The 19577-nt window shown below is 42.2% G+C and carries 18 protein-coding genes; 11 read left to right on the forward strand and 7 right to left on the reverse strand.

Annotated elements, in window-relative coordinates; all coding sequences use genetic code 11:
• Positions 1-7 precede the first annotated feature (7 nt).
• The 7 genes from phnE to OA91_RS05880 form a co-directional block, all read right to left on the reverse strand.
• On the reverse strand, positions 8-802 hold the full coding sequence (gene phnE, locus OA91_RS05850; RefSeq protein ID WP_063336718.1) for a phosphonate ABC transporter, permease protein PhnE: 795 nt from the start codon (positions 800-802) through the stop codon (positions 8-10).
• On the reverse strand, positions 790-1575 hold the full coding sequence (phnC, locus tag OA91_RS05855) for a phosphonate ABC transporter ATP-binding protein (RefSeq protein WP_063336719.1): 786 nt from the start codon (positions 1573-1575) through the stop codon (positions 790-792). Before phnC ends, phnE begins: the two co-directional genes overlap by 13 nt.
• A gap of 120 nt (positions 1576-1695) precedes the next feature.
• Positions 1696-2736, reverse strand: a complete 1041-nt coding sequence (phnD, locus tag OA91_RS05860) for a phosphate/phosphite/phosphonate ABC transporter substrate-binding protein (protein WP_063336720.1) — start codon at positions 2734-2736, stop codon at positions 1696-1698.
• A 257-nt stretch (positions 2737-2993) separates the two neighbouring features.
• Positions 2994-4343 (reverse strand): sigma-54-dependent transcriptional regulator, encoded by a 1350-nt coding sequence (locus OA91_RS05865; protein WP_063336721.1) that lies wholly within the window; start codon positions 4341-4343, stop codon positions 2994-2996.
• Positions 4340-6235, reverse strand: a complete 1896-nt coding sequence (locus OA91_RS05870) for an ATP-binding protein (RefSeq protein WP_063336722.1) — start codon at positions 6233-6235, stop codon at positions 4340-4342. Before OA91_RS05870 ends, OA91_RS05865 begins: the two co-directional genes overlap by 4 nt.
• A gap of 389 nt (positions 6236-6624) precedes the next feature.
• Positions 6625-7305 (reverse strand): GntR family transcriptional regulator, encoded by a 681-nt coding sequence (locus tag OA91_RS05875; RefSeq protein WP_082827796.1) that lies wholly within the window; start codon positions 7303-7305, stop codon positions 6625-6627.
• Positions 7306-7495: 190 nt separating this feature from the next.
• Positions 7496-8497, reverse strand: a complete 1002-nt coding sequence (locus OA91_RS05880) for a 4-hydroxyproline epimerase (RefSeq protein WP_063336723.1) — start codon at positions 8495-8497, stop codon at positions 7496-7498.
• Between the two features lie 117 nt (positions 8498-8614).
• Between OA91_RS05880 and OA91_RS05885 the strand changes: the two genes are divergently transcribed.
• The 11 genes from OA91_RS05885 (at position 8615) to OA91_RS05935 (ending at position 19411) form a co-directional block, all read left to right on the forward strand.
• Positions 8615-9865 (forward strand): NAD(P)/FAD-dependent oxidoreductase, encoded by a 1251-nt coding sequence (locus OA91_RS05885; protein WP_063336724.1) that lies wholly within the window; start codon positions 8615-8617, stop codon positions 9863-9865.
• 156 nt (positions 9866-10021) lie between these two features.
• Entirely contained in the window at positions 10022-10900 is an 879-nt protein-coding gene (gene dapA, locus OA91_RS05890; RefSeq protein WP_063336725.1) for a 4-hydroxy-tetrahydrodipicolinate synthase, read from the forward strand.
• A 9-nt stretch (positions 10901-10909) separates the two neighbouring features.
• A complete protein-coding gene (locus tag OA91_RS05895; RefSeq protein WP_063336726.1) occupies positions 10910-12433 on the forward strand; it encodes an aldehyde dehydrogenase in 1524 nt (507 codons plus the stop codon).
• Between the two features lie 423 nt (positions 12434-12856).
• Positions 12857-13873, forward strand: coding sequence for a substrate-binding domain-containing protein (locus OA91_RS05900; RefSeq protein WP_063336727.1), 1017 nt, complete (start codon positions 12857-12859; stop codon positions 13871-13873).
• 138 nt (positions 13874-14011) lie between these two features.
• On the forward strand, positions 14012-14242 hold the full coding sequence (locus OA91_RS05905; RefSeq protein ID WP_082827798.1) for a hypothetical protein: 231 nt from the start codon (positions 14012-14014) through the stop codon (positions 14240-14242).
• Positions 14242-14763, forward strand: a complete 522-nt coding sequence (locus OA91_RS05910) for a hypothetical protein (protein WP_063336729.1) — start codon at positions 14242-14244, stop codon at positions 14761-14763. Before OA91_RS05905 ends, OA91_RS05910 begins: the two co-directional genes overlap by 1 nt.
• Before the next feature lie 19 nt (positions 14764-14782).
• The gene (locus OA91_RS05915) at positions 14783-15214 is read left to right on the forward strand and encodes a DUF1801 domain-containing protein (protein ID WP_063336730.1); all 432 of its coding nucleotides are present in this window, start codon (positions 14783-14785) and stop codon (positions 15212-15214) included.
• A gap of 207 nt (positions 15215-15421) precedes the next feature.
• Positions 15422-16420, forward strand: coding sequence for a sensor domain-containing diguanylate cyclase (locus tag OA91_RS05920; RefSeq protein WP_063336731.1), 999 nt, complete (start codon positions 15422-15424; stop codon positions 16418-16420).
• A 423-nt stretch (positions 16421-16843) separates the two neighbouring features.
• Positions 16844-17392, forward strand: coding sequence for a GNAT family N-acetyltransferase (locus OA91_RS05925; protein WP_231870315.1), 549 nt, complete (start codon positions 16844-16846; stop codon positions 17390-17392).
• Positions 17393-17436: 44 nt separating this feature from the next.
• Positions 17437-18105, forward strand: coding sequence for an HAD family hydrolase (locus tag OA91_RS05930; RefSeq protein ID WP_082827799.1), 669 nt, complete (start codon positions 17437-17439; stop codon positions 18103-18105).
• Between the two features lie 538 nt (positions 18106-18643).
• Complete coding sequence (locus tag OA91_RS05935) at positions 18644-19411, forward strand: substrate-binding periplasmic protein (protein ID WP_063336732.1); 768 nt, start codon at positions 18644-18646, stop codon at positions 19409-19411.
• Positions 19412-19577: the final 166 nt, after the last annotated feature.

Below are 19577 nucleotides of genomic sequence, written 5' to 3' on the forward strand. Positions count from 1 at the left end.
TAAAGGCTTATCTAAAGATATTTCTGACTATGTTAGACAGAAACTCGCCCAGCATGATCAAGGCAATAATGGTGATTAAGATGGCAGCAACAAAGTCATAATCAAAGCGCTGGAACGCAGAGAATAAGGTGCCACCAAGACCGCCTGCACCCACGATTCCCACCATGGTGGAGTTACGTAAGTTAGAGTCCAACTGATACACAGAAAAACCGATGAAACGGGAGAAAACTTGTGGCATCACAGAGAAAAGAATGACACTCACAAAGCCTGCGCCAGTGGCACGAATCGCTTCTACTTGCTTGAGTGAAATCTCTTCGATGGCCTCGGCAAACAGCTTAGCGATAAAGCCAATAGAGGCCACGATCAGAGTGAGTATGCCTGCTAGAGCACCAAAGCCGACACTTTTCACAAAGAGAATGGCGATGATCACAGGGTGAAACGTACGACACAAGGCAATGAAGCCTCGCATAGGCACACTGACCCAGTTTGGCATCAAGTTGCGGGCTGCAAAGAGACCAAAAAATAGTGACAGTACTATGCCTGAGACACTGGCGATAACCGCAATTTCTAAACTTTCTGCTAAGCCGCTTAATAACAGCTCCCAACGGTCAAAGTTAGGTGGGAACATACGACCTAAAAGTTTGTCCGCATGGCCTAAACCTTGTGAAAATCTATCCCATGTGAGGCCCATAGCATTGAAAGAATAAACCAGATAGACGCCTACAAGCGCCCAGATACCTGTGCTTACCCAGTTACGCTTAAAGGGATTTTCATACTCTTTGGAGGTGCTTAGTCCAGCCATGATTCACCTCCATAAATTTGTTTAAGGTGTTCATCTGTGATGCCTTCTGGAGAGCCGTCATATACGACCACACCATTACTCATGCCTATCATGCGTTTGGCAAAACGGCTGGCGAGTTTAACGTCGTGAATATTGACCAGAGCAGGGATGTTTTTTTCCTCTGAGAAACGTTCTAGTAGCTCCATGATCTCAACCGCCGTTTTCGGGTCAAGGGAAGAGGTTGGTTCGTCGGCTAATAACACTCGCGGATTTTGCATAACAGCGCGGGCGATGCCAACACGCTGGCGCTGGCCGCCAGATAAACTGTCTGCACGCTTATTGGCATGTTCACTTAGACCAACTGCTTCGAGTAATTCAAATGCGCCATTAATGTCCTCTTGGCTAAATTTACGACGCCAAGCTTGCCACGCACTCATATAACCAAGGCGACCGGTTAATACGTTTTCAATCACGGTTAAACGTTCAACCAAATTATATTCTTGGAACACCATGCCGACTTGGCGGCGTAGCTTACGTAATTCGCCCCCTTTAGCTTGGCTAAGGTCTGCATTATCAAACAAGATGGCCCCAGCGGTTGGGTCAATTAAACGGTTGATACAACGTAATAAGGTACTTTTACCTGTGCCTGATGGACCGATGATGGCGACAATGCCGGGTTCGCTGATATTAATGTCGATGCCCTTTAAAATCGGGTTACCTGGCACGTATTCTTTCTGTAATCCTTTGATTTCAAGGAAGTTGGAGCGATCAACCGCCGCGTGAGTTGAAGACATAATCTGTATCCTACAAGCAATAAGAGGTGCAAACGACCTGGTTTCCCAGGTCGCTGATGAGCTATTTCAATTAATTAAATGTGCGGTAAAACTGAGGTGGTTAATTTGGCCTGTTAGCCATTAACCATTGTTTTTAGCCGCTGCGGCAGCACGCTTTTTCGCCGCTTTTGCTGCGTCAGCTTCAGCTAAACGTTTTAGGCCTGTTTTGGTGTAAGCCGTGCCAGATGCGTGGGCAATGTCACGGATAACTTGCCAGTCAACTTTATAAGTAACCGGGTAGAAACGGTCCGCGCCACCAAAGGTTTCTTGCATATCCGCAGGGAAACGGAATTCAGAGAAAGCTTTTTTGATTTTAGCGACTAGCTCTGGGTTCAAGTCATGAGCATAACCAAATGAAGAGGTAGGGAAGCGCGGGCTGGTGTAGATGATACGGAAATCGTCTGCATCAATTCGTTCTGCTGCCACCATACGTTTAAATACATCTGATGCGACAGGCGCGGCTTCATAGTCACCTGATAGTACACCCATGATAGATTGGTCGTGCTTGCCAGAGTATTTCACCTTGTAGTCTTGATCAGGGGTAATACCTAATGCAGGGAAGATAGCGCGAGGGGCTAGGTTACCTGAGTTAGAGGAAGCTGAGGTATGTGCCACAACACGGCCTTTAAGGTCAGACATTTTATAAATATCACTGTCTGAACGGGCAATAGTAATCAGGTTATAACCTTGGAAACCGTCTGCTGTGCCTTTTACTGCGATGGGTACTAAACCACCTAGGTTAACCGCATAGCCAGTTGGGCCTGTGGAGAAACCGGCAATGTGTAAACGACCAGAGCGAATGGCTTCAACTTCGGCCGCATTTGAGTGAACTGTGTAATAAACCACTTTTTTACCTGTGACATCACTTAGGTACTTTTGAAAGTCGCTAAAGGCATCCTTGTACACCGCTGGGTCTTCTACGGGCGTGTAGGTGAAAACCAAAGTGCTTGGATCACGCCACTTGCTAGGATCTTTTGGTGTGTCGGCAACAAGGTCATAGTTGTCATCACAAAACTTGTCGTCTAATACGCCACGGTATTTACAGTCTTCTGCTTGTACAGCGCTGGCGCCTAAGAATAACGAACTAGTTAGAAGTAAACCGGTAAGCAATTTGTTTGGCATCTCACTTTTCCTCATTAGATATTTTTATTTTTATCACCAATTGGGCAAGACCCTGATCGGAGATGAGTCAGCCCCACAATGTTGTGGATCTGACCCAGTTAGAGCAAAAGCAATACCAAGTCTAAAATATTGTTTAATTTCATATGTTTACGATATTTTTAAAAATCTAAGTCACGGCTTTGGGACGCTTTAGTCTCATTGTTTTTTGTTAAATGGGACACATGTGTCTTTTTTCTTGAGTCCCTTTGATGAAGCTTCTATGTCGCCTTAAAAACCTGCTTATCTAATTGATGTTTCTTCATTTTTCGATAAAGGGTTTTACGAGAGAGATCTAATAGCTCCGCCGCTTCATTAAGTTGACCGCCCGATGCCCTAAGGCCTTGCTCAAGGATGCTGCGCTCAAATTGCTCCATGCGTTCCTCGTAGCTGCCGTTAGAATCTTCATCACGTTTAAGGGTTGCGAGAGAGGTTTCTGTGATACCTAAGACAAACCTGTCCACTGCGTTTTTGAGTTCTCGCACATTACCAGGCCATTTTTGCTCTAATAAAAAGGCAAGATACTCTGGGGTAAGTTCAGGCAAAGGGCGGTCGAATTGCTCGGAGGCTTTACGGGCATAATAGTGAAACAATGGCAGTACATCTTCTGGCCTGTCTTTAAGTGGCGGTATGGTGAGGCTTGCCACATTGAGGCGATAAAAGAGGTCCTTTCTAAACTTCCCCTCTTCGCCTAATTGGGCAAGGTCATCTTTACTGGCGGCTATGACAGTGAGTTCAACGGGAATAGGCTGCGTGCTGCCGACTCTTTCTATGGTCCTGTCTTGCAACACTCTGAGAAGTTTTATTTGCACAGGCAAGGGCATGGTTTCGATTTCATCAAGAAACAGAGTACCACCATTGGCGGCTTCTATCTTGCCGATATGACGTTTATTGGCACCAGTAAAAGAGCCTGCTTCGTGACCAAAGAGCTCACTTTCAATCAAGCTTTCACTGATACCACCGCAATTTATGGCGATAAAACGGCTTTCATGGCGGCGGCTAAATTGGTGTAAGGCACGGGCGACCACATCTTTACCACAGCCGGTATCCCCATAAATAATGGTGTCCACATTGGCTTGGGCGAAGGCTGTTACATGCTGGCGTATGCCTTTAATGGCAGCGGACTCACCAATAATAAAGTTCTCTAGGCCTGTTTGATTGGCAAGATTTTGCTTGAGGCTACGGTTTTCTAAAATGAGGCGGCGCTTCTCTATGGCCCTTTCTAATTGGCTAATTAGCTTGGCAGGTTGCAGCGGCTTTTCGAGAAAGTCATAGGCCCCTTCTTTCATTGCTTCGATGGCCATAGGAATATCACCGTGGCCACTCATCAAGAGAATGGGCAATTCAGAGTCTAGGGCTTGGAGTCTGGATAGCACACTCATGCCATCCATTTTTGGCATTTTTACATCACAGAGCACAACCACAGGGCTATTTTTATTGAGAGAATCTAATGCCTGTTGAGCATCTAAGAAGGTGTCTACCTGAAAGTCTTCTAACTCTAAAAGCTCTGTCAGGGCTTCAATGATGGTTTGCTCATCATCTATGATAAGAATGCGAATCGCTTGCTTCATTTTGTGCTCGCTTTTTGTAAAACCAATGTGAAACTACTGCCTTGTCCTTGGGTTGAGCTGACGCGGATTTGGCCACTAAAATCTTGAATGATGTTGTAACTAATGGAGAGGCCTAGCCCTAAACCTCGGCCCACTTCTTTTTGGGTGAAGAAGGGGTCAAATATCTGGTTGAGCTTATCGGCTTCTATGCCAATGCCAGTGTCGCTGACACTGATGAGTACTTGGCTTTCTTCTTCTGTTACTGCTATTTGAATTTGCTTTAAAGGCGCGCTGGATAAGGCATCCACCGCATTGCTAATAAGGTTTACCAAGACTTGTTCGAGGCGAATAGGCTCGGCCAATACGTTCAGGTCTTTGACATTGTTTTGATACTCTAAATGGCTATTTTGTTCACGAATCTGATTCGACATTAACTCTATGGCATCAAGAATGACGGGCTCTAATAACACAGGGCTGAGTGCTGTACCCGCTTCACGAGCAAAGGCTTTAAGGTGACGAGTAATGCCTGCGATTTTATCTAATAGCTGGCGCATCTTCTCGATATTGAGTCTGGCTTTATCTGGCTGGGCCTTGTCTAAATGGCGTCCGGCCGTGTGCAAATAGCTAGCAATCGCGGTTAAAGGTTGGTTTATTTCATGGGTGATCCCCACACTCAATTGACCAAGAGCGGCAAGTTTTCCGGCTTGGACTAGCTCGTTTTGGGTGCTCTTTAATTGGACTTCGGCGGCCAGCCTTTCTTCAATCTCGGCGGCGAGTTTTTGGTTAGTTTTTTCCACTTCTATGGCGGTTTTTTGGAAGTATTGCAGGTCTCTGGCCATACCTGATACTTCGTCATTACCCTTGATTAGTATCTGGGTATCAAGCTTGGAACTGGCAATGGCGCGCATGTTTTTTTGTAGCTCAATAATGCGCTGTAACACATCTCGTCTGACGTAAAACCAAGAGATGGCACAGGCAACAGCAAGGCTGGCTAAGGAGAGCAAAAGTATGCTGCTAATACTGGCATTGATGGACTTAATCGCTCCTTCTAAAGAACCACGAATACTGGTATTGGTTTGATTGGTATATTGATTTATCTGCGCCGCTAATTGTTGGATATGCTGCTGGCTATTTTCCAGAAAGAAGCTCTGTTGATAGAGCAAATCTAACTCTTCATTTTTCAATAAAAAGAGTTGTCCTTGGCGTGAACTCATTTCTAATAACTGGCTAAGAAGTTGACGCTTTAAACGGGGGATTTGTGGCAAAAAAGGCAGGCGCGCACTGATTTCTCGGCCTAAATCTTCAAGCCGTAAAAAGGTGTAATCAAGATCGTTAAAGGAGGCTTCGTTACTGACTTTTTCGATAAGGCCTGAAAAGTAATAAAGCCGTCTGATGACTTCTTCTAATTGCTCACTTTGCTCTAGGCGATCGAACTCAACGATTAAATCTTGGAATAAAGGGAAGATGAGTTTGGATTGTTGAGTGAGTTTTTTGCGAATAACTTCTCGTCGTTCAACACTCTGATTTAACAGGGTTAAGTTGTTTTGGATCTGGGTGATGAGCTCTAAAAAATAGCGGTTATAGTCGGGTAAATTACGCATCAAACCATCCATATCTTGAATCGCAATGTTCAAAGTATCCATGGCTTGATTACGGCTGACATTCGAGTCACTGGTGACGATTAAAGGCGCAGTGGCGACGATTAAACGGCTTTTATCATTAAGGCGCGCTGCGGCATCTAGACCAGGAATATCCTGATGCTTGAGTAACATTAGCCTATCGCTTAGCTGCAAATAGGTGTTTGTCGCCAGCCCACTAGAGACGATGGTGATAGAGGAAATCATCACAAAAGCCAAAAATAAGCGACTGCCAATTCCTAGCTGTGAGAGCCAGTAAAATCGTTTTATTGCCATTTCCAAATATCCTATTTTTATTGTTTTGGAAGAGCTTAGGTATCAAGTCAGCGTCAGCTGTTTACTAAAGAGCCGTTTTGCTAATAAAGCTAATGAAAGAATGATGCCAAGTTTGAAGGGCCATATACCTTACTTTTACTTTATGGAAAGGACAAAAATGTCCCATTAGCTAAATTACTCGATACTGGCTTAAGTTAAAAGCGTTTGCTGTTTGAGCTTCTGCTTAAACCCATGCACAGGTTTGCTTGAAAGTGGAAGAAGTAGATGGGGAATCTGTGCTTGTGAGAAGTGAAGGCCAATTTATCAGGGGAAAAACTGGCTAGGGAACCTGCGAATAAGTCCACACGCTGAGGCGGGTGGACTTATTCGCAGGTTCCCTAAGAATGGTTTTATTTTGCGTTTTCTTGTTGTTCAACTAATAGGTCATGAATGGCTTGGCCTGCTTCTAAAATATGCTTTTTAAGCAGGGCGCAGGCGGCAACTTTATTGCGCTGACGACAAAGCGCGAGCAATTCACTGTGCTCTTGTTCTGCTTTATCAATGCGTGAAGTAAGCAGTAGTTGTAGACGAATATACCTGTCTGATTTTAGATTCAAGCTTTCGATAATTTCTTTGGCTTGGGGAAGGTCGGCAGCCTTATAAAGGGCAGCATGTAACTGATAATTTAAATCACTCCAGCTTTCTACCTGAGAGCCCGTTTCTACTGCCGTTTCAAAGGCTTGAACTATCTTATCTGCCGCATCAAAGTCAGCTTCTGTCATATTATCGATAGAGTTCTCTAGTACATGACACTCTATCATGGCTCTTAATTGAAAGAGCTCGTGAATCTTGGCGGGTGAGAGTTCAGTTGCGATGGCGCCTTTGTGAGGTTCGAAAGCCACTAAACCTTGGGCTTCTAATTGTAATAGGGCTTCTCGAACAGGTATTCGGCTGACGTCGAATTCTTTGGCTAGGGCCTCCTGGCGTAATGCTTCTCCTGCCACAATTTCACCGGACAGGATTTTATTCCTTAATATGTCTGCAACCATTTGGGTTCGTGTTTTATAAACAGGCATAGAGTTTGTCATCATGGAGTAGGGGCCGCGCTTCTGTCGTATGGTGGAGTCTCGTTATGGGGTTATTGTAACACTTTCACTTTAAAGCTTAATAAAAAGCTGAAGTTTAATATAACCCTCAGCTTAGTATTTCTAAAAGCCCTTTTAATAAAACTTAACACTAGTTGGTCGTTATTATCTAACTTTGGCGTTCTTTAACTAAAAACTATTTAACTTCAAAGCCGTGGGCATAAGGGTCTTCATCATCCACCCAAATGGTATTGTGGCCATACACCTTAGCCCAACCTTGCACACTTGGCATGATGCCAATATGACTACCGACTTGGGTAAGAGACTCAACTCGTCCATGAAATAAACTGCCGATAATGCTTTCGTGTACAAAGTCGTCGCCGACTTTGAGCTTGCCTTTGGCAAACCATTGGGCCATTCGCGCACTGGTGCCTGTACCGCAAGGAGATCTGTCTATGGCTCTATCCCCATAAAATACAGCGTTTTTCGCTCGTGCCCCTTCTTGTGTGGGAGTACCTGTCCATAACACATGGGAAACCCCATTAACTGTGGCATCGTCTGGGTGAACACATTCTGCCGCTGCATCAACAAGCTGGCGTACGATAGGGCTTAATTGCAAAATTTTATCAGGACTAAAGTGCTCTAACCCTTGATAGTTTTTTTGTGGATCTACGATGGCGTAATAGTTACCACCATAGGCAATATCGACCACAAGCTCGCCCAATTCCGGCACCTGTACCACGACATCTGTGTGGGCGAGATAGGACGCCACATTAAAAATACGCACGCTTTCTACCTTGTCGCCATCTTGCTTGTATTCAATTCTAATTTTGCCAGCCGGCACATCTAGGATGAGCTGCCCCGGAACTTTTGGTTTGATAATGCCATTTTCAATGGCGCTTGTGACTGTACCTATGGTGCCGTGTCCACACATGGGCAAGCAGCCACTGGTCTCGATAAAGAGTATTGAAGCATCGGCATCTTCAGAACAAGGAGGGTAAACGATAGAGCCAGACATCATGGAATGTCCCCTTGGCTCAAACATTAGCGCTTGTCGAATCCAATCATACTTATTAAGAAAAAATTGGCGTTTTTGGCTCATTGTTTGACCTTCTAGATCAGGATAACCGCCTGCAACTAAGCGAACTGGGTTACCGCATGTATGAGCATCAATGCAAAAAAAGGTGCCTTCTCTCATCTTATTTTCCTTATCCGTTTTTATCGTAATTGAGGTTTTTAGAATGAATAGCGTTGCTTTATTTTTGATCAAAGGATATTTTATACAATATACAGAGTTCGGATGAAAGGATATTTTATGAAGTCTTTGCAAGCGGATATTGCTGTTTTAGGTGCAGGTGTTGTTGGTGTCTGCTGTGCGCTCGCCTTACAAAAATCAGGCCATCAGGTGACCTTAATTGATAGGGATGGAGTGGGGGAAGGTTGCTCAAAAGGCAATGCTGGCCACTTTGCAACAGAACAGATTCTACCGCTCGCCACACCCGGTTTGATGTGGAAGATACCTAAAATGCTACTTGATCCTTTAGGGCCAGTGTCTATTCGCTGGTCTTATCTACATAAAATCACTCCTTGGTTAATTCGTTTTATGCTCAATACGAGAAGCGGCCCTTTTTGTCAGGGGGTGGATGCTTTAACTGGATTAAATAATGCGGCTTTACCTGCTTGGTTAAAGGTGTTGGAAAGCTTAGGTGAGCAAAAACAAATTAAAGCGGATGGCTCTCTTTTGGTATTTGAATCGGAGAAGTCGGTTTTAGACTATGAAGACACTCATCTTTTTTTGAATGAGCAGGGGATTAAAACTCAATCCCTTTCGGGTTGTCAGGTAAGAGAACTAGAACCGGGTCTATCAGGCAATATATGTCATGGTGTTTTGTTTCCCAATACGGCCCATACGGCTGACCCTCATAAATTGACTCGTGTATTAGCTGAGCACTTTATCAAACAGGGAGGCAAGTTGATTGAGCAGGAAGTAGAAGCCTTAGGCATGAATGATGATGGCGTTGAGGTGAAACTTGATGGAAGTTCATATCAGGTACCTAAACTTGTTTTAGCCACAGGGGCTTGGTCAAAACATTGGGTGCAGGCATTAACTCAGAAGAAGGTGCCATTAGATACGGAAAGGGGTTATCACCTCATGTTACCCAAAGTCGATAATAGTTTAAAAGTGCCTGTGACTTCTGCTGATAGACGTTTCATTATGACGCCGATGAATGACGGGCTGCGCCTTGCTGGCACCGTTGAATTTGGTGGTTTGCATAGCTCACCAAATATGAAACGAGCTCATATGCTAGCAAGGCATGCACAAGTGTTGTTACCTAAAATTGATACTCAAGTTGGACAAACTTGGATGGGCTTTAGGCCTTCTTTACCAGACTCTTTACCCATCATAGATAAGGTTGGCGCCAAAGGTCAGGTGATATTAGCCTTTGGTCATCAGCATTTAGGGTTAACGCAAGCCGCGGTGACAGGTGAGCTGGTGGATGCTTTAACGCATAACCAAAAACCTAAGTTAGATATGACGCCATTTCGTCATGACAGGTTTGCTTGAGAGAGGCTCTCTTACATCAAGTTGATTGATCACTGAGAGCTAAAAGGTGCTAAAAAATTTTGCAAAAATAAATTGTATAAAATATACATAAATTGAATCGTAAGTATAAATCGGCTTTTAAAATAAGCCAAAACCTCATGTTAAAAGGATAAGAAAATGAATATTGAAGGTGTATTAGTTCCTGTCGTTACCCCGTTTACTACAGATGGCAGTATAGATTTTGCGGCCCTTGCTAACTTATTGGATTTTCAAATTGATGCTGGTGTGAAAGGTATTGTTGCCTGTGGTACTACAGGTGAGTATTACACCTTCAATGATGAAGAGCGTTATAAAGTAATGGCCTTTATTGCTGAGCATGTGGGTGATAGAGCCTTGTTGATTGCTGGAGTGAATGACTTATATACCCAAGGTTCTGTGCTTAAGGCTAAACAGGCAAAAGAGCTAGGTTATACCTGCTTAATGCTCGCGCCACCTATCTATTGCTTGCCGCAAGAAAACGAAATTATTCAACACTATAAAACAGTCAGCCAAGAAGCTGATATGCCAATCATTATGTATAACTTCCCTGCGCGCTCTGGTGTTGAAATCAGTGTTGAGGCGGTGATCGAGCTAAGTACAGATAAGAACATTGTTGGGATTAAGGAAAGTAGTGGTGACTTTAGCCGTGCCTTGTCGTTAATTAATGCCAAGTTAGACAACTTCCAAGTGGTGTGCGGCAGTGACGATCAGGCGGCAGACTACTTGTTCTGGGGTGTACGTGCTTGGATAGGTGGTGCAGCTAACTACTTACCTTCTCAACATGTCGCCTTGATTGAAGCGGCTAAGGCGGATGATCTTGCGAAAGTAAGAGACATAATGACAGCTATTTTACCCGTGATTAAGCATCAAGAAGCGGAAGATTATAATCAAAAAGCTAAGTTAGGTTGTGCCCATGTTGGCGTGCCTGTTGGGAATGTCCGCGCCCCTTTACTGCCTGTGAGTGCTGAATCTCAAGCTGAGTTTATCGCTTTATTAGACCAAGCTTTATCGGCATAGGAGGCCAGTATGCAGTCATTTAATTCAACATCTAAGTCAGCTTCTAGCTCAAAGCTTCTTAAAGAAGATGTGTTTCAGCTTGGGCGAAAACAGGCCTTATACGCAGGTGCTTTGATCAAAGGTTATGCAAATAATGAAGCGCAAGCCTTTAAGACACTGAACCCTTTTGACCATAGTGTCATTGGTAAGGTGGAATCTTGTGATGAAAAGCATGTTAATGAGGCGGTTAAGGTTGCTAGAGAAACCTTTGAATCGGGTGAATGGGCGAGTTTACACCCGGCCGAGCGAAAAGCGGTGATGCAAAATTGGGTGGCTTTATTGACGGAGCATGCTGAAGAATTGGCAGCACTGGATTGTATTGATGCAGGTAAACCCATTGCAGAATGTTTAGCGACAGATATTCCTGAAACGATACAAACCTTCACCTGGTATGCAGAAGCGATAGATAAGGTCTTTGGAAAGGTCGCGCCCACTCATGGGGATAACCTTGCCCTTGTAGTGAAAGAAGCTGTTGGTGTGGTGGCGGCTGTATTGCCTTGGAACTTTCCGGCTCTTATGTTCGCTTGGAAAGTCGCTCCTGCTTTGGCAGCGGGGAATTCTGTGATTGCAAAACCTGCTGAGCAAACCTCTTTGAGCGCTTATCGTATGGTGCAACTGGCCTATCAAGCGGGCATCCCTGAAGGGGCGCTTTCTTTGATTACAGGCTTTGGTGAGGATGTCGGCAAACCTCTTGGCTTACATAATGACATTGATATGGTGTCTTTTACTGGCTCCACGGAAGTAGGGCGCTTGTTCCTAACTTATGCGGCCCAATCAAATCTAAAGGGTGTGGTGCTAGAGTGCGGTGGAAAAAGCCCACAAGTGGTGTTTGATGATGTTTATTCTGTCGAAGAAATTGCCGATGATGTGCTCTCAGCAGCCTTTTGGAATATGGGGGAAAACTGCAGCTGTGGTTCACGCTTGATTGTGCATCAAGATATCAAAGAGGCGTTGTTAGCCGTATTAAAAAGACGCCTTGAGGATTGGAAATTGGGCGACCCTCAAGATCCAGATGTCGCTATTGGCCCTATGGTCGAACAGGTGCATTTTGATAAGGTGCTTTCTCATTTGGAAATAGCCAAACAAGAAGGTGCGAAATTGATTCAGGGTGGCAGGATATCTGATTTAGGGGCGGGTATGTGTATTGAGCCGACTGTCTTTGATGAGGTTACACCGGAGATGACTTTGTTTAAGCAAGAGGTTTTTGGCCCTGTGCTGGCCGTGGTGAGTTTTGCCACGGAAGAAGAGGCGATCAAACTGGCTAATGACAGTGAATATGGTTTGGCAGCGTCTTTATATACAGCGGATATTCGCCGTGCTCATAGAGTGTCTAAGGCAATCAAAGCAGGGACTGTTTCGGTTAACTGCTTTTCTGAAGGGGACATATCAACACCTTTTGGAGGCTATAAAATGTCTGGTTTCGGTGGACGTGATAATGGTTTAGAGGCATTTGAGCAATATCTGCAAACCAAGACAGTTTGGTACGCTAATTAGCGCATTAAGAGAAATTAATCTTTCTTCCCTTCAAGTTGCATTGAGAGAGATAGGTGTTAGTCTTAATTTAGTTTTCACTTATATGTAGATTAAGGAACCTGCGAATAAGTCCTCCCGCCTCAGCGTGTGGATAAAAGCCGCTAGATTTATGGCGAGGAGCGCAACTTAATAGTGATTCTATTGATAAGGTTCTCAACATAAAGATAGGGCTTTTAGACCACGCCCTTCGGGTCTTTCAGAAAAAGTAACACCCTGTGTTGTCACTTCTCGAAAGGTACCTACATTACGTCAAAGTAACGCCTTGTGTGATACTTTTTCTGATAAGACTGAGACGAGGTGACTTAATCGCAGGTTCCTTGAACTTTATATTAAATATCAATGGTTTATTTACTATCTCTCGATGCAAATTTTTTGAGGAAGTGTATGTCTTTTCATTACTCTATCAGTGCTTTTCTCCTTGCTTGTGTAATAAATATAACAGGACTATCTGCAACAGAAGTTAACCATGATGCAACCAATAAAAAGCTAAACATCGTTGTAATTGGCAAGACTAAAAATGACAGTTTTTATGAACAATCCTATGAAGGCTGTAAAAAGTTTGCCAAAACTGTGGGTGACATTAATTGTATTTATGATGGACCTCAGGACTTTCAAAATATCCGTTCTCAAGCTTACATTATTGAGTCTTATTTAAAGATAGGGGTAGATGGTTTACTTATTTCAATCACAGACTCAAGCTTTCTCGTTAACCGGGTATTAAAGCAGGCTAAAGAGGCAAAAATCCCCGTCATTACTTTTGATTCAGATTTATTAGCAAAAGATAAAGCCTATCGATTAGCTTATGTGGGCACTAATAATTTTGATTATGGTGTGGCGCTTGGTAACCAAGCAAAGGCATTTAAAAAAGCGGGTGAGACTCAGATATGCATTCAGTCTGGACATGATACAACGCCAAATTTGAATGCGAGAATTGATGGTGTTAGATATGCTTTAGCGGGTACCCATGTGACTCGATTACAAGGTGAAAATGGCTGGACAGAGTATTCAAGATGCCCGTTTTATACCTTAGGTAAAAGAGAGCATGCCGTTAGACAGCTAGAATATATACTTAATCTTGAACAACCACCTATCTTTCTTGCTGTAGCTGGATTTGCTCAGTTTTCACCTGACTACGTTGACAGAATTAAGCCTTATCAAGCAAAAATAAAAGCAGGTAAGGCTGTTATTATTTCAGCAGATGCCGAAGAGGTTCAGTTAAAAGCAATTGAAATAGAGTTATCTAATATTAATATTGGACAAAAGCCTTTTGAAATGGGGCGCTTAGGGACAGAGTTGTTATATCAATATGTAACTCAAAACAAACTGCCTGAAAAAGACATCTACTATCAGGACTTTTATTACTGCACTCCAGAGAATGTGAATGAATGTGTGGTTAAATAACAGACTTATGCACAATTTTTAGCCGTATTTAATACGACTTTATTGTGAATTAGCGATTAATTGATTCTTTTTTAACCTTGTTTTTGGAAAGGAAAGTACCAATATCATAGGGATGTAACAGTAAAGGATTTGGATATTGTGAAAAGCTTAAAGGCTTATAACCCGCAACTAAAGTATAAAAAAATTATCCGTGAGAAGGCCATCTCAAGGGCGAAAACACGCATTATTATTGCTGGCCGTACTCCAGAAGAATTTAGTCAGGAAGACTTAGAGGCTGTGGTACAAGAGGAAGAAAATAAGCTTAAATCTGACATTAAGAGTAAGGGACTACTAGCTGTTCTAGCGCTATTAGGTGTGAGCTGGCTCTAATGATGAATCAAATTTTTCGTATCACCTTTGTGACCTTTATTTATAAGCGTTACAAGCAAACAATCTTGTCTACTGCCTTACTTTTATTAGTTTTATGGCTAATCGAAAAAATTCATCAAGACTTTGTGAATTACAGTCAACTTAACGAAGATACTAGCTTTCTTGCTGTTTCCTTTGGACTTAAATGGTTTGCCTTTGCTTGTGTGACTGGCCTATATACTGCTTGGAATCTGTTTTTTAAACGAGAGAGTTTTAAAAAAGAAAGTCTTAGTAAGGCTGAGCGTAAAAAGTACGGCCAGCTATTAAATGATGAAGACGAATTAGAAGATGACCTAATCGCAAAAATGCGTGCTCTTCCCACATCGAAAGCCACATCAAAATTTACAGCAAAAACCACTGAAAAAGAGCCTCAAAATGAAAAGGATGGAGAAGATGCCAAGCCCGATCCTTTTGCTCAAATTCGCGATAAAGAAACCTTAAAGTCAAAAGCTGACTTTGTGTTACATAAAAAGCCTAAGTAGGGCACTTTGAAGGGTAATTATGATGAATGAAGTAGTTAGGAAAAAGTTTGACACTTACCCTGTTAAGGTGAGAGCCAAGCTTGAGTACTTAAGACAGCTTATTCTAGAAGTGGCCGCTAATACAAATAAGGTAGGAGAAGTAGAAGAGACCCTAAAATGGGGTGAGCCTGCTTATATTACCCTGCCTATCCAATATGAAGATAAATCAGGCAAACTCAAAAAAGCAAAAGCCCCTGGTACCACAATTCGTATTGACTGGAAGAGTAAAAGCCCAGATCAGTATGCCCTCTACGTGAACTGCCAAACCAGTTTGATTGATTCTTTTAATTCTCTTTTCCCTAATACCTTTACCTTTGAAGGCTCAAGAGCTGTGGTGTTTAGACTTGATGATGAGCTGCCTGAAGAAGCGCTTAGAGTCTGTATTCAAATGGCGCTGACATACCATTTATAGGCTTTCATTCACACCAGTTAAAAGGATGGAAAGCTCATTCAGAGCGAAACTTTTTGCCCTCATATTTAGCTCTCTTATTTGCCCTTCATATTTGCTCCAATAAGGGTTAATTACTATGCTTATTTATGACGTGTGTTAGGTAAGAGAGGGATGACTTATTAGGCCTGACGGTGATTGATAAGCATTTAACTTAGGAAGCCTCATCCTATGATTAACCTTAATACCTGTATTCTTGAACAACCCAATATCGATTTTGAAAAATGGCAAGTTTTAGTCAATATGATGGCTGAAATTTACGGTGCATCTAGTGGCGTTGTCGTTCAGTTTAGAAATGATATTTTTAATGTTGTTTCGGCGAGTAACAATGACGGTAGCTTTCTTGAGGTGAATGCCAGTTGGCCTTGGGAAATGAAAAGTTTTTGCCGCCGTATTATGGAAACGCGAAGTGTTCTTTATGTGAATGACGCAGAAAATTCGAATGAATGGTGCAGTGCTCCCCCTGTTAGTGAAGGGCCTGTTCGCTCATACCTTGGTTACCCTCTTTTTTGGCCTGATAACTCTTTATTCGGTTCAATTTGCGTAATAGATACTATCCCAACGGATTATTCAGAGAGCTTTGTGAAACTCTTAGGTCAGTTGAAAAAAGTGATTGAAAGTGAGCTCCAACATGTTTTTGATCATGAAAGAATTTCTAAGTTACTAGAAGAGCAAAGTGAGCAGCAAGAGCAGCTTAAACAACTTGCTCTCTATGACAGTTTGACAGGCTGCGCCAATCGCAACTTTCTTAGTGAACGTATCGCCTTTGCTATTGCTCGATCTGAGCGAGAAAAAACCAAGTTCTCTCTTTTATATATGGACCTGAATAAGTTTAAAGCCATTAATGATACCTATGGCCACAAGGCTGGAGATCAGGTTTTAACGGCGATTGCGAATCGAATCAATAGCACAATAAGACGTACTGATTTGGTGGCAAGAGTGGGTGGTGATGAATTTGTTATCGTCTTTAATAATCTGGTAAATGCAGAGGATATTATTAATCACTTAAATGACAAAATTCTTGAACCTATCCCCTTTGAAAATAAGCCTTTGCAGGTTTCAGCGACTTTTGGTGTGAGTGTTTACCCTGAGGATGGTCACAATATGGATAAACTTTTAGATGTGGCTGATAAACGTATGTATTACCAAAAAATCAGGGCAAGAAGCTAGGTCTTTTAGACCACGCCCTTCGGGTCTTTGAATAATACCTAAACGGCATTTCAGAAAAAGTAACGCCCTGTGTTGTCACTTCTCGAAAGGTACCTACACTGGTTTTCTATTAGTAAACGCAAAGTAACGCCTTGTGTGATATTTTTTCTCATATACCTTAGAAGAGCAGACTGAGAATAGGTGACTTAATCGCAGGTTCCCTAGTCTGCTACTTTTTGAACTGATTTCCTTTCTGACATTTCTTCTATTTTTTATAAGCCTGAATGGCATAGGTTTTGCTGAGATTAGCTTAATGCTTTTTCTACACCTAATACTGGTTTTTTGGCCATCTTGTAAGGCTAATCGGCTTTGCATTGCTCTAAAAAGGTGCGATTTGATGATGCGTTTAAATCAAGAGGTTTGTGTATTGAACAAAGTGAACCTATGCAAAGTATAAAAACAAATAAGAAGAGAGATATGGAATTTAGAGAGTTAAGCTCTATCAAAGGGCATGAAAACGGGTTTAAAGAGTTGTTAATTGATAGCATCGAAAGTGGCGCTTCAATTGGTTTTATTACACCTGTTAAGGGCGATGAAATTAGTACCTATTGGAATGGAATTGAGTCGGACCTCGCCTTGGCGAAACGTAAATTATTTGCAGTTTTCGAGGGCGATGAACTAGTGGCATGTGTGCAGCTTTCTTTGTGTGCCAAAGCTAATGGTGCCCATAGGGCGGAAGTTGAAAAACTCATGGTAAAAACGACTTCAAGAGGCCAAGGTATTAGTAAAAAACTGATGAAGTTGATGGAATGTGTCGCTGTCGAAATTGGCTTAACACTTTTGGTATTAGATACTAGAGTAGGTGACTTAGCATCAAACTTATATCGTTCGATTGGTTACATTGAAGCAGGTAAAATTCCACAATTTGCACTTGGCTCAAATGGTAAGTTAGAAAGCACAGTATATTTTTATAAATTGTTAACAAGATTATAAGTTTGAGTTTTTAAACGGCATAAAGCTTAAGGAAGGGAAAGTTGATGGCAGCGATAAAAGCAATTCTTTTTGATCACGATGGAACCTTAGTTGATTCTGAGTTTATTCATTATCAAATGTGGGTAGCGATATTAAAGCCCTATGGTGTGACGCTAACCGAGGATGATTACATCAAGGAATATGCTGGTATTCCAAGCCCTGCTAATGCCAAGACTATGGTCGAAAAATATGGTCTTACCTATACGGCAGAAGCACTAAATAAAGCGAAGGCACTGGCAACAGATAATTACCTTTCAAATCAGGCATTTCCTTTAGTAGATTCAGCCAAAGAGGTGATAGCAAGTTTGGCCCAAAAAGAGGTGAAGCTTGCCATTGTGACTGGCGCTGGTGGAGATGCACCTAGAAATACGCTTAAGCAAAATAATCTAGAAACTTACTTTGAGACTATCGTCTCTGGGGATGACGTTGAACACAGTAAGCCAGCACCCGATTGTTATTTATTAGCTGCAAAGAGGCTAGGGCTTGAGCCTCATGAATGTGTTGCTATCGAAGATACGGCAAATGGCGTCAGTGCGGCTGCAGCAGCGAATGTTCCTTGTGTCGCAATTGCAACAAAAATGTCACAGCATCAGGATCTGAGCAAGGCGATTAAGATAGTTGCTAGTTTAAAGGATGCGAAAAATTGGATTAAAAATCAGTATTTTAGTTTTTAATTTCTTTAGGCGCATGTCGTTTTCTTAATATCATTTTTTTAATTATTTCATTGTTTTACTTAAGGAACCTGCGAATAAGTCCTCCCGCCTCAGCGTGTGGATAAAAGCGCCTAGATTTATGGCGAGGGGCGTAACTTAATAGTTATTCTATTGATAAGGCCCTCAACTTAAAGATAGGGCTTTTAGACCACGCCCTTTGGGTCTTTCAGAAAAAGCGTCACTCTGTGTTGTCCCTTCTCGAAAGGTACCTACATTACGTCAAAGTGACGCCTTGCTTGACGCTTTTTCTGAAAAGACTGAGAAGAGGTGACTTAATCGCAGGTTCCTTAGCTCTGTTACTAAAAGCCTCATTAACATTTGAGATTTTTTAGCTGGAACGACACAAGGAATCATTATTGTTAATAAGTGTGTTAAAACGCGATTTTTTGGCATTTAACTTGTTATAACGTGGCTAGAAACGAACTTCTTCTCTATAACTTTGTAGGAGACTTTTATTTGGTTGTCTTAATTTAACTTGTGATGCTAAAGGGCAAAGAAAGTGAGAAATATTGTTTTTCTATCTGTCATTCTGATTTTTTTCCCTGCTGTAAACGGATTTTCGCAGACTCTTAAAGTGGCTACTGGGGAGTATTCACCAACAATAGGCGCTAATTTAAAACACGGTGGTTATGCTACTCATATGATGACTCTGGCTTTTGAAAGCCAAGGTATTAGCTTGGATGTAGATTATATGCCTTGGAAACGAGCCTTGGTGAGTACGCAAAAGGGAGATTATGATCTTTCCTTTTATTGGTTTTTTTCCGAAGAAAGGCAAAAAAGTTTTTACTATGGCGATGCTTTAATTCAGTCCAATATACACTTTTTTCACCTCGAAGCTCTTAACTTTGATTGGCAAGGCTATGATGATCTTGAACCTTATTTTGTCGGCTTAACGGCAGGTTACCACTATTCATCAGAGCTTGATGTATTGGTCAATGCTGGTGAACTTAATAGTCATGTAACCACTCGTGATATAGATAATGTGAACATGCTATTAGCCAGTCGTATTGATATTTTTCCCATGACGCTCCTTGAAGGTTTTTATCTGATAAACAACCGTTTTCCACCAGAGTCCGCTAAAAAAATTACTTATCATCCTAAGGCGCTATCGACACCAACGGGTCATCCTATTTTTCCCAAGGTGAATGAGAAATCACTAAGATTACGCCAGATTTATAACCAAGGTATCAAGGAGATTAAAGCTAAGGGAATACTAGAAGAATACGAACAAAAAATGATTGATGGTTGGTACGAACAAACCAATTGACGATAAGTGGCTTATTTGAAGTAGGGCCTGATAGAGCAAAAGTGTAAATCCTCTCCGTGTTATTTCATCCATTTTTACCTTAGTTTCTTAGTATCAATGTTTAAGACAACTGAGATACAGAGAATTTTCCTGAAAAACCTACCAATAAACGGTTAAGGACAGCAAA

It is taken from the genome of Marinomonas sp. SBI8L (assembly GCF_001624705.1).
Lineage (GTDB): Bacteria > Pseudomonadota > Gammaproteobacteria > Pseudomonadales > Marinomonadaceae > Marinomonas.

Coding starts and splice junctions, on each gene's coding strand:
- phnE (WP_063336718.1), bottom strand. CDS start 802: ATGGCTGGACTAAGCACCTCCAAAGAGTATGAAAATCCCTTTAAGCGT.
- phnC (WP_063336719.1), bottom strand. CDS start 1,575: ATGTCTTCAACTCACGCGGCGGTTGATCGCTCCAACTTCCTTGAAATC.
- phnD (WP_063336720.1), bottom strand. CDS start 2,736: ATGCCAAACAAATTGCTTACCGGTTTACTTCTAACTAGTTCGTTATTC.
- OA91_RS05865 (WP_063336721.1), bottom strand. CDS start 4,343: ATGAAGCAAGCGATTCGCATTCTTATCATAGATGATGAGCAAACCATC.
- OA91_RS05870 (WP_063336722.1), bottom strand. CDS start 6,235: ATGGCAATAAAACGATTTTACTGGCTCTCACAGCTAGGAATTGGCAGT.
- OA91_RS05875 (WP_082827796.1), bottom strand. CDS start 7,305: ATGATGACAAACTCTATGCCTGTTTATAAAACACGAACCCAAATGGTT.
- OA91_RS05880 (WP_063336723.1), bottom strand. CDS start 8,497: ATGAGAGAAGGCACCTTTTTTTGCATTGATGCTCATACATGCGGTAAC.
- OA91_RS05885 (WP_063336724.1), top strand. CDS start 8,615: ATGAAGTCTTTGCAAGCGGATATTGCTGTTTTAGGTGCAGGTGTTGTT.
- dapA (WP_063336725.1), top strand. CDS start 10,022: ATGAATATTGAAGGTGTATTAGTTCCTGTCGTTACCCCGTTTACTACA.
- OA91_RS05895 (WP_063336726.1), top strand. CDS start 10,910: ATGCAGTCATTTAATTCAACATCTAAGTCAGCTTCTAGCTCAAAGCTT.
- OA91_RS05900 (WP_063336727.1), top strand. CDS start 12,857: ATGTCTTTTCATTACTCTATCAGTGCTTTTCTCCTTGCTTGTGTAATA.
- OA91_RS05910 (WP_063336729.1), top strand. CDS start 14,242: ATGATGAATCAAATTTTTCGTATCACCTTTGTGACCTTTATTTATAAG.
- OA91_RS05915 (WP_063336730.1), top strand. CDS start 14,783: ATGATGAATGAAGTAGTTAGGAAAAAGTTTGACACTTACCCTGTTAAG.
- OA91_RS05920 (WP_063336731.1), top strand. CDS start 15,422: ATGATTAACCTTAATACCTGTATTCTTGAACAACCCAATATCGATTTT.
- OA91_RS05925 (WP_231870315.1), top strand. CDS start 16,844: ATGCAAAGTATAAAAACAAATAAGAAGAGAGATATGGAATTTAGAGAG.
- OA91_RS05930 (WP_082827799.1), top strand. CDS start 17,437: ATGGCAGCGATAAAAGCAATTCTTTTTGATCACGATGGAACCTTAGTT.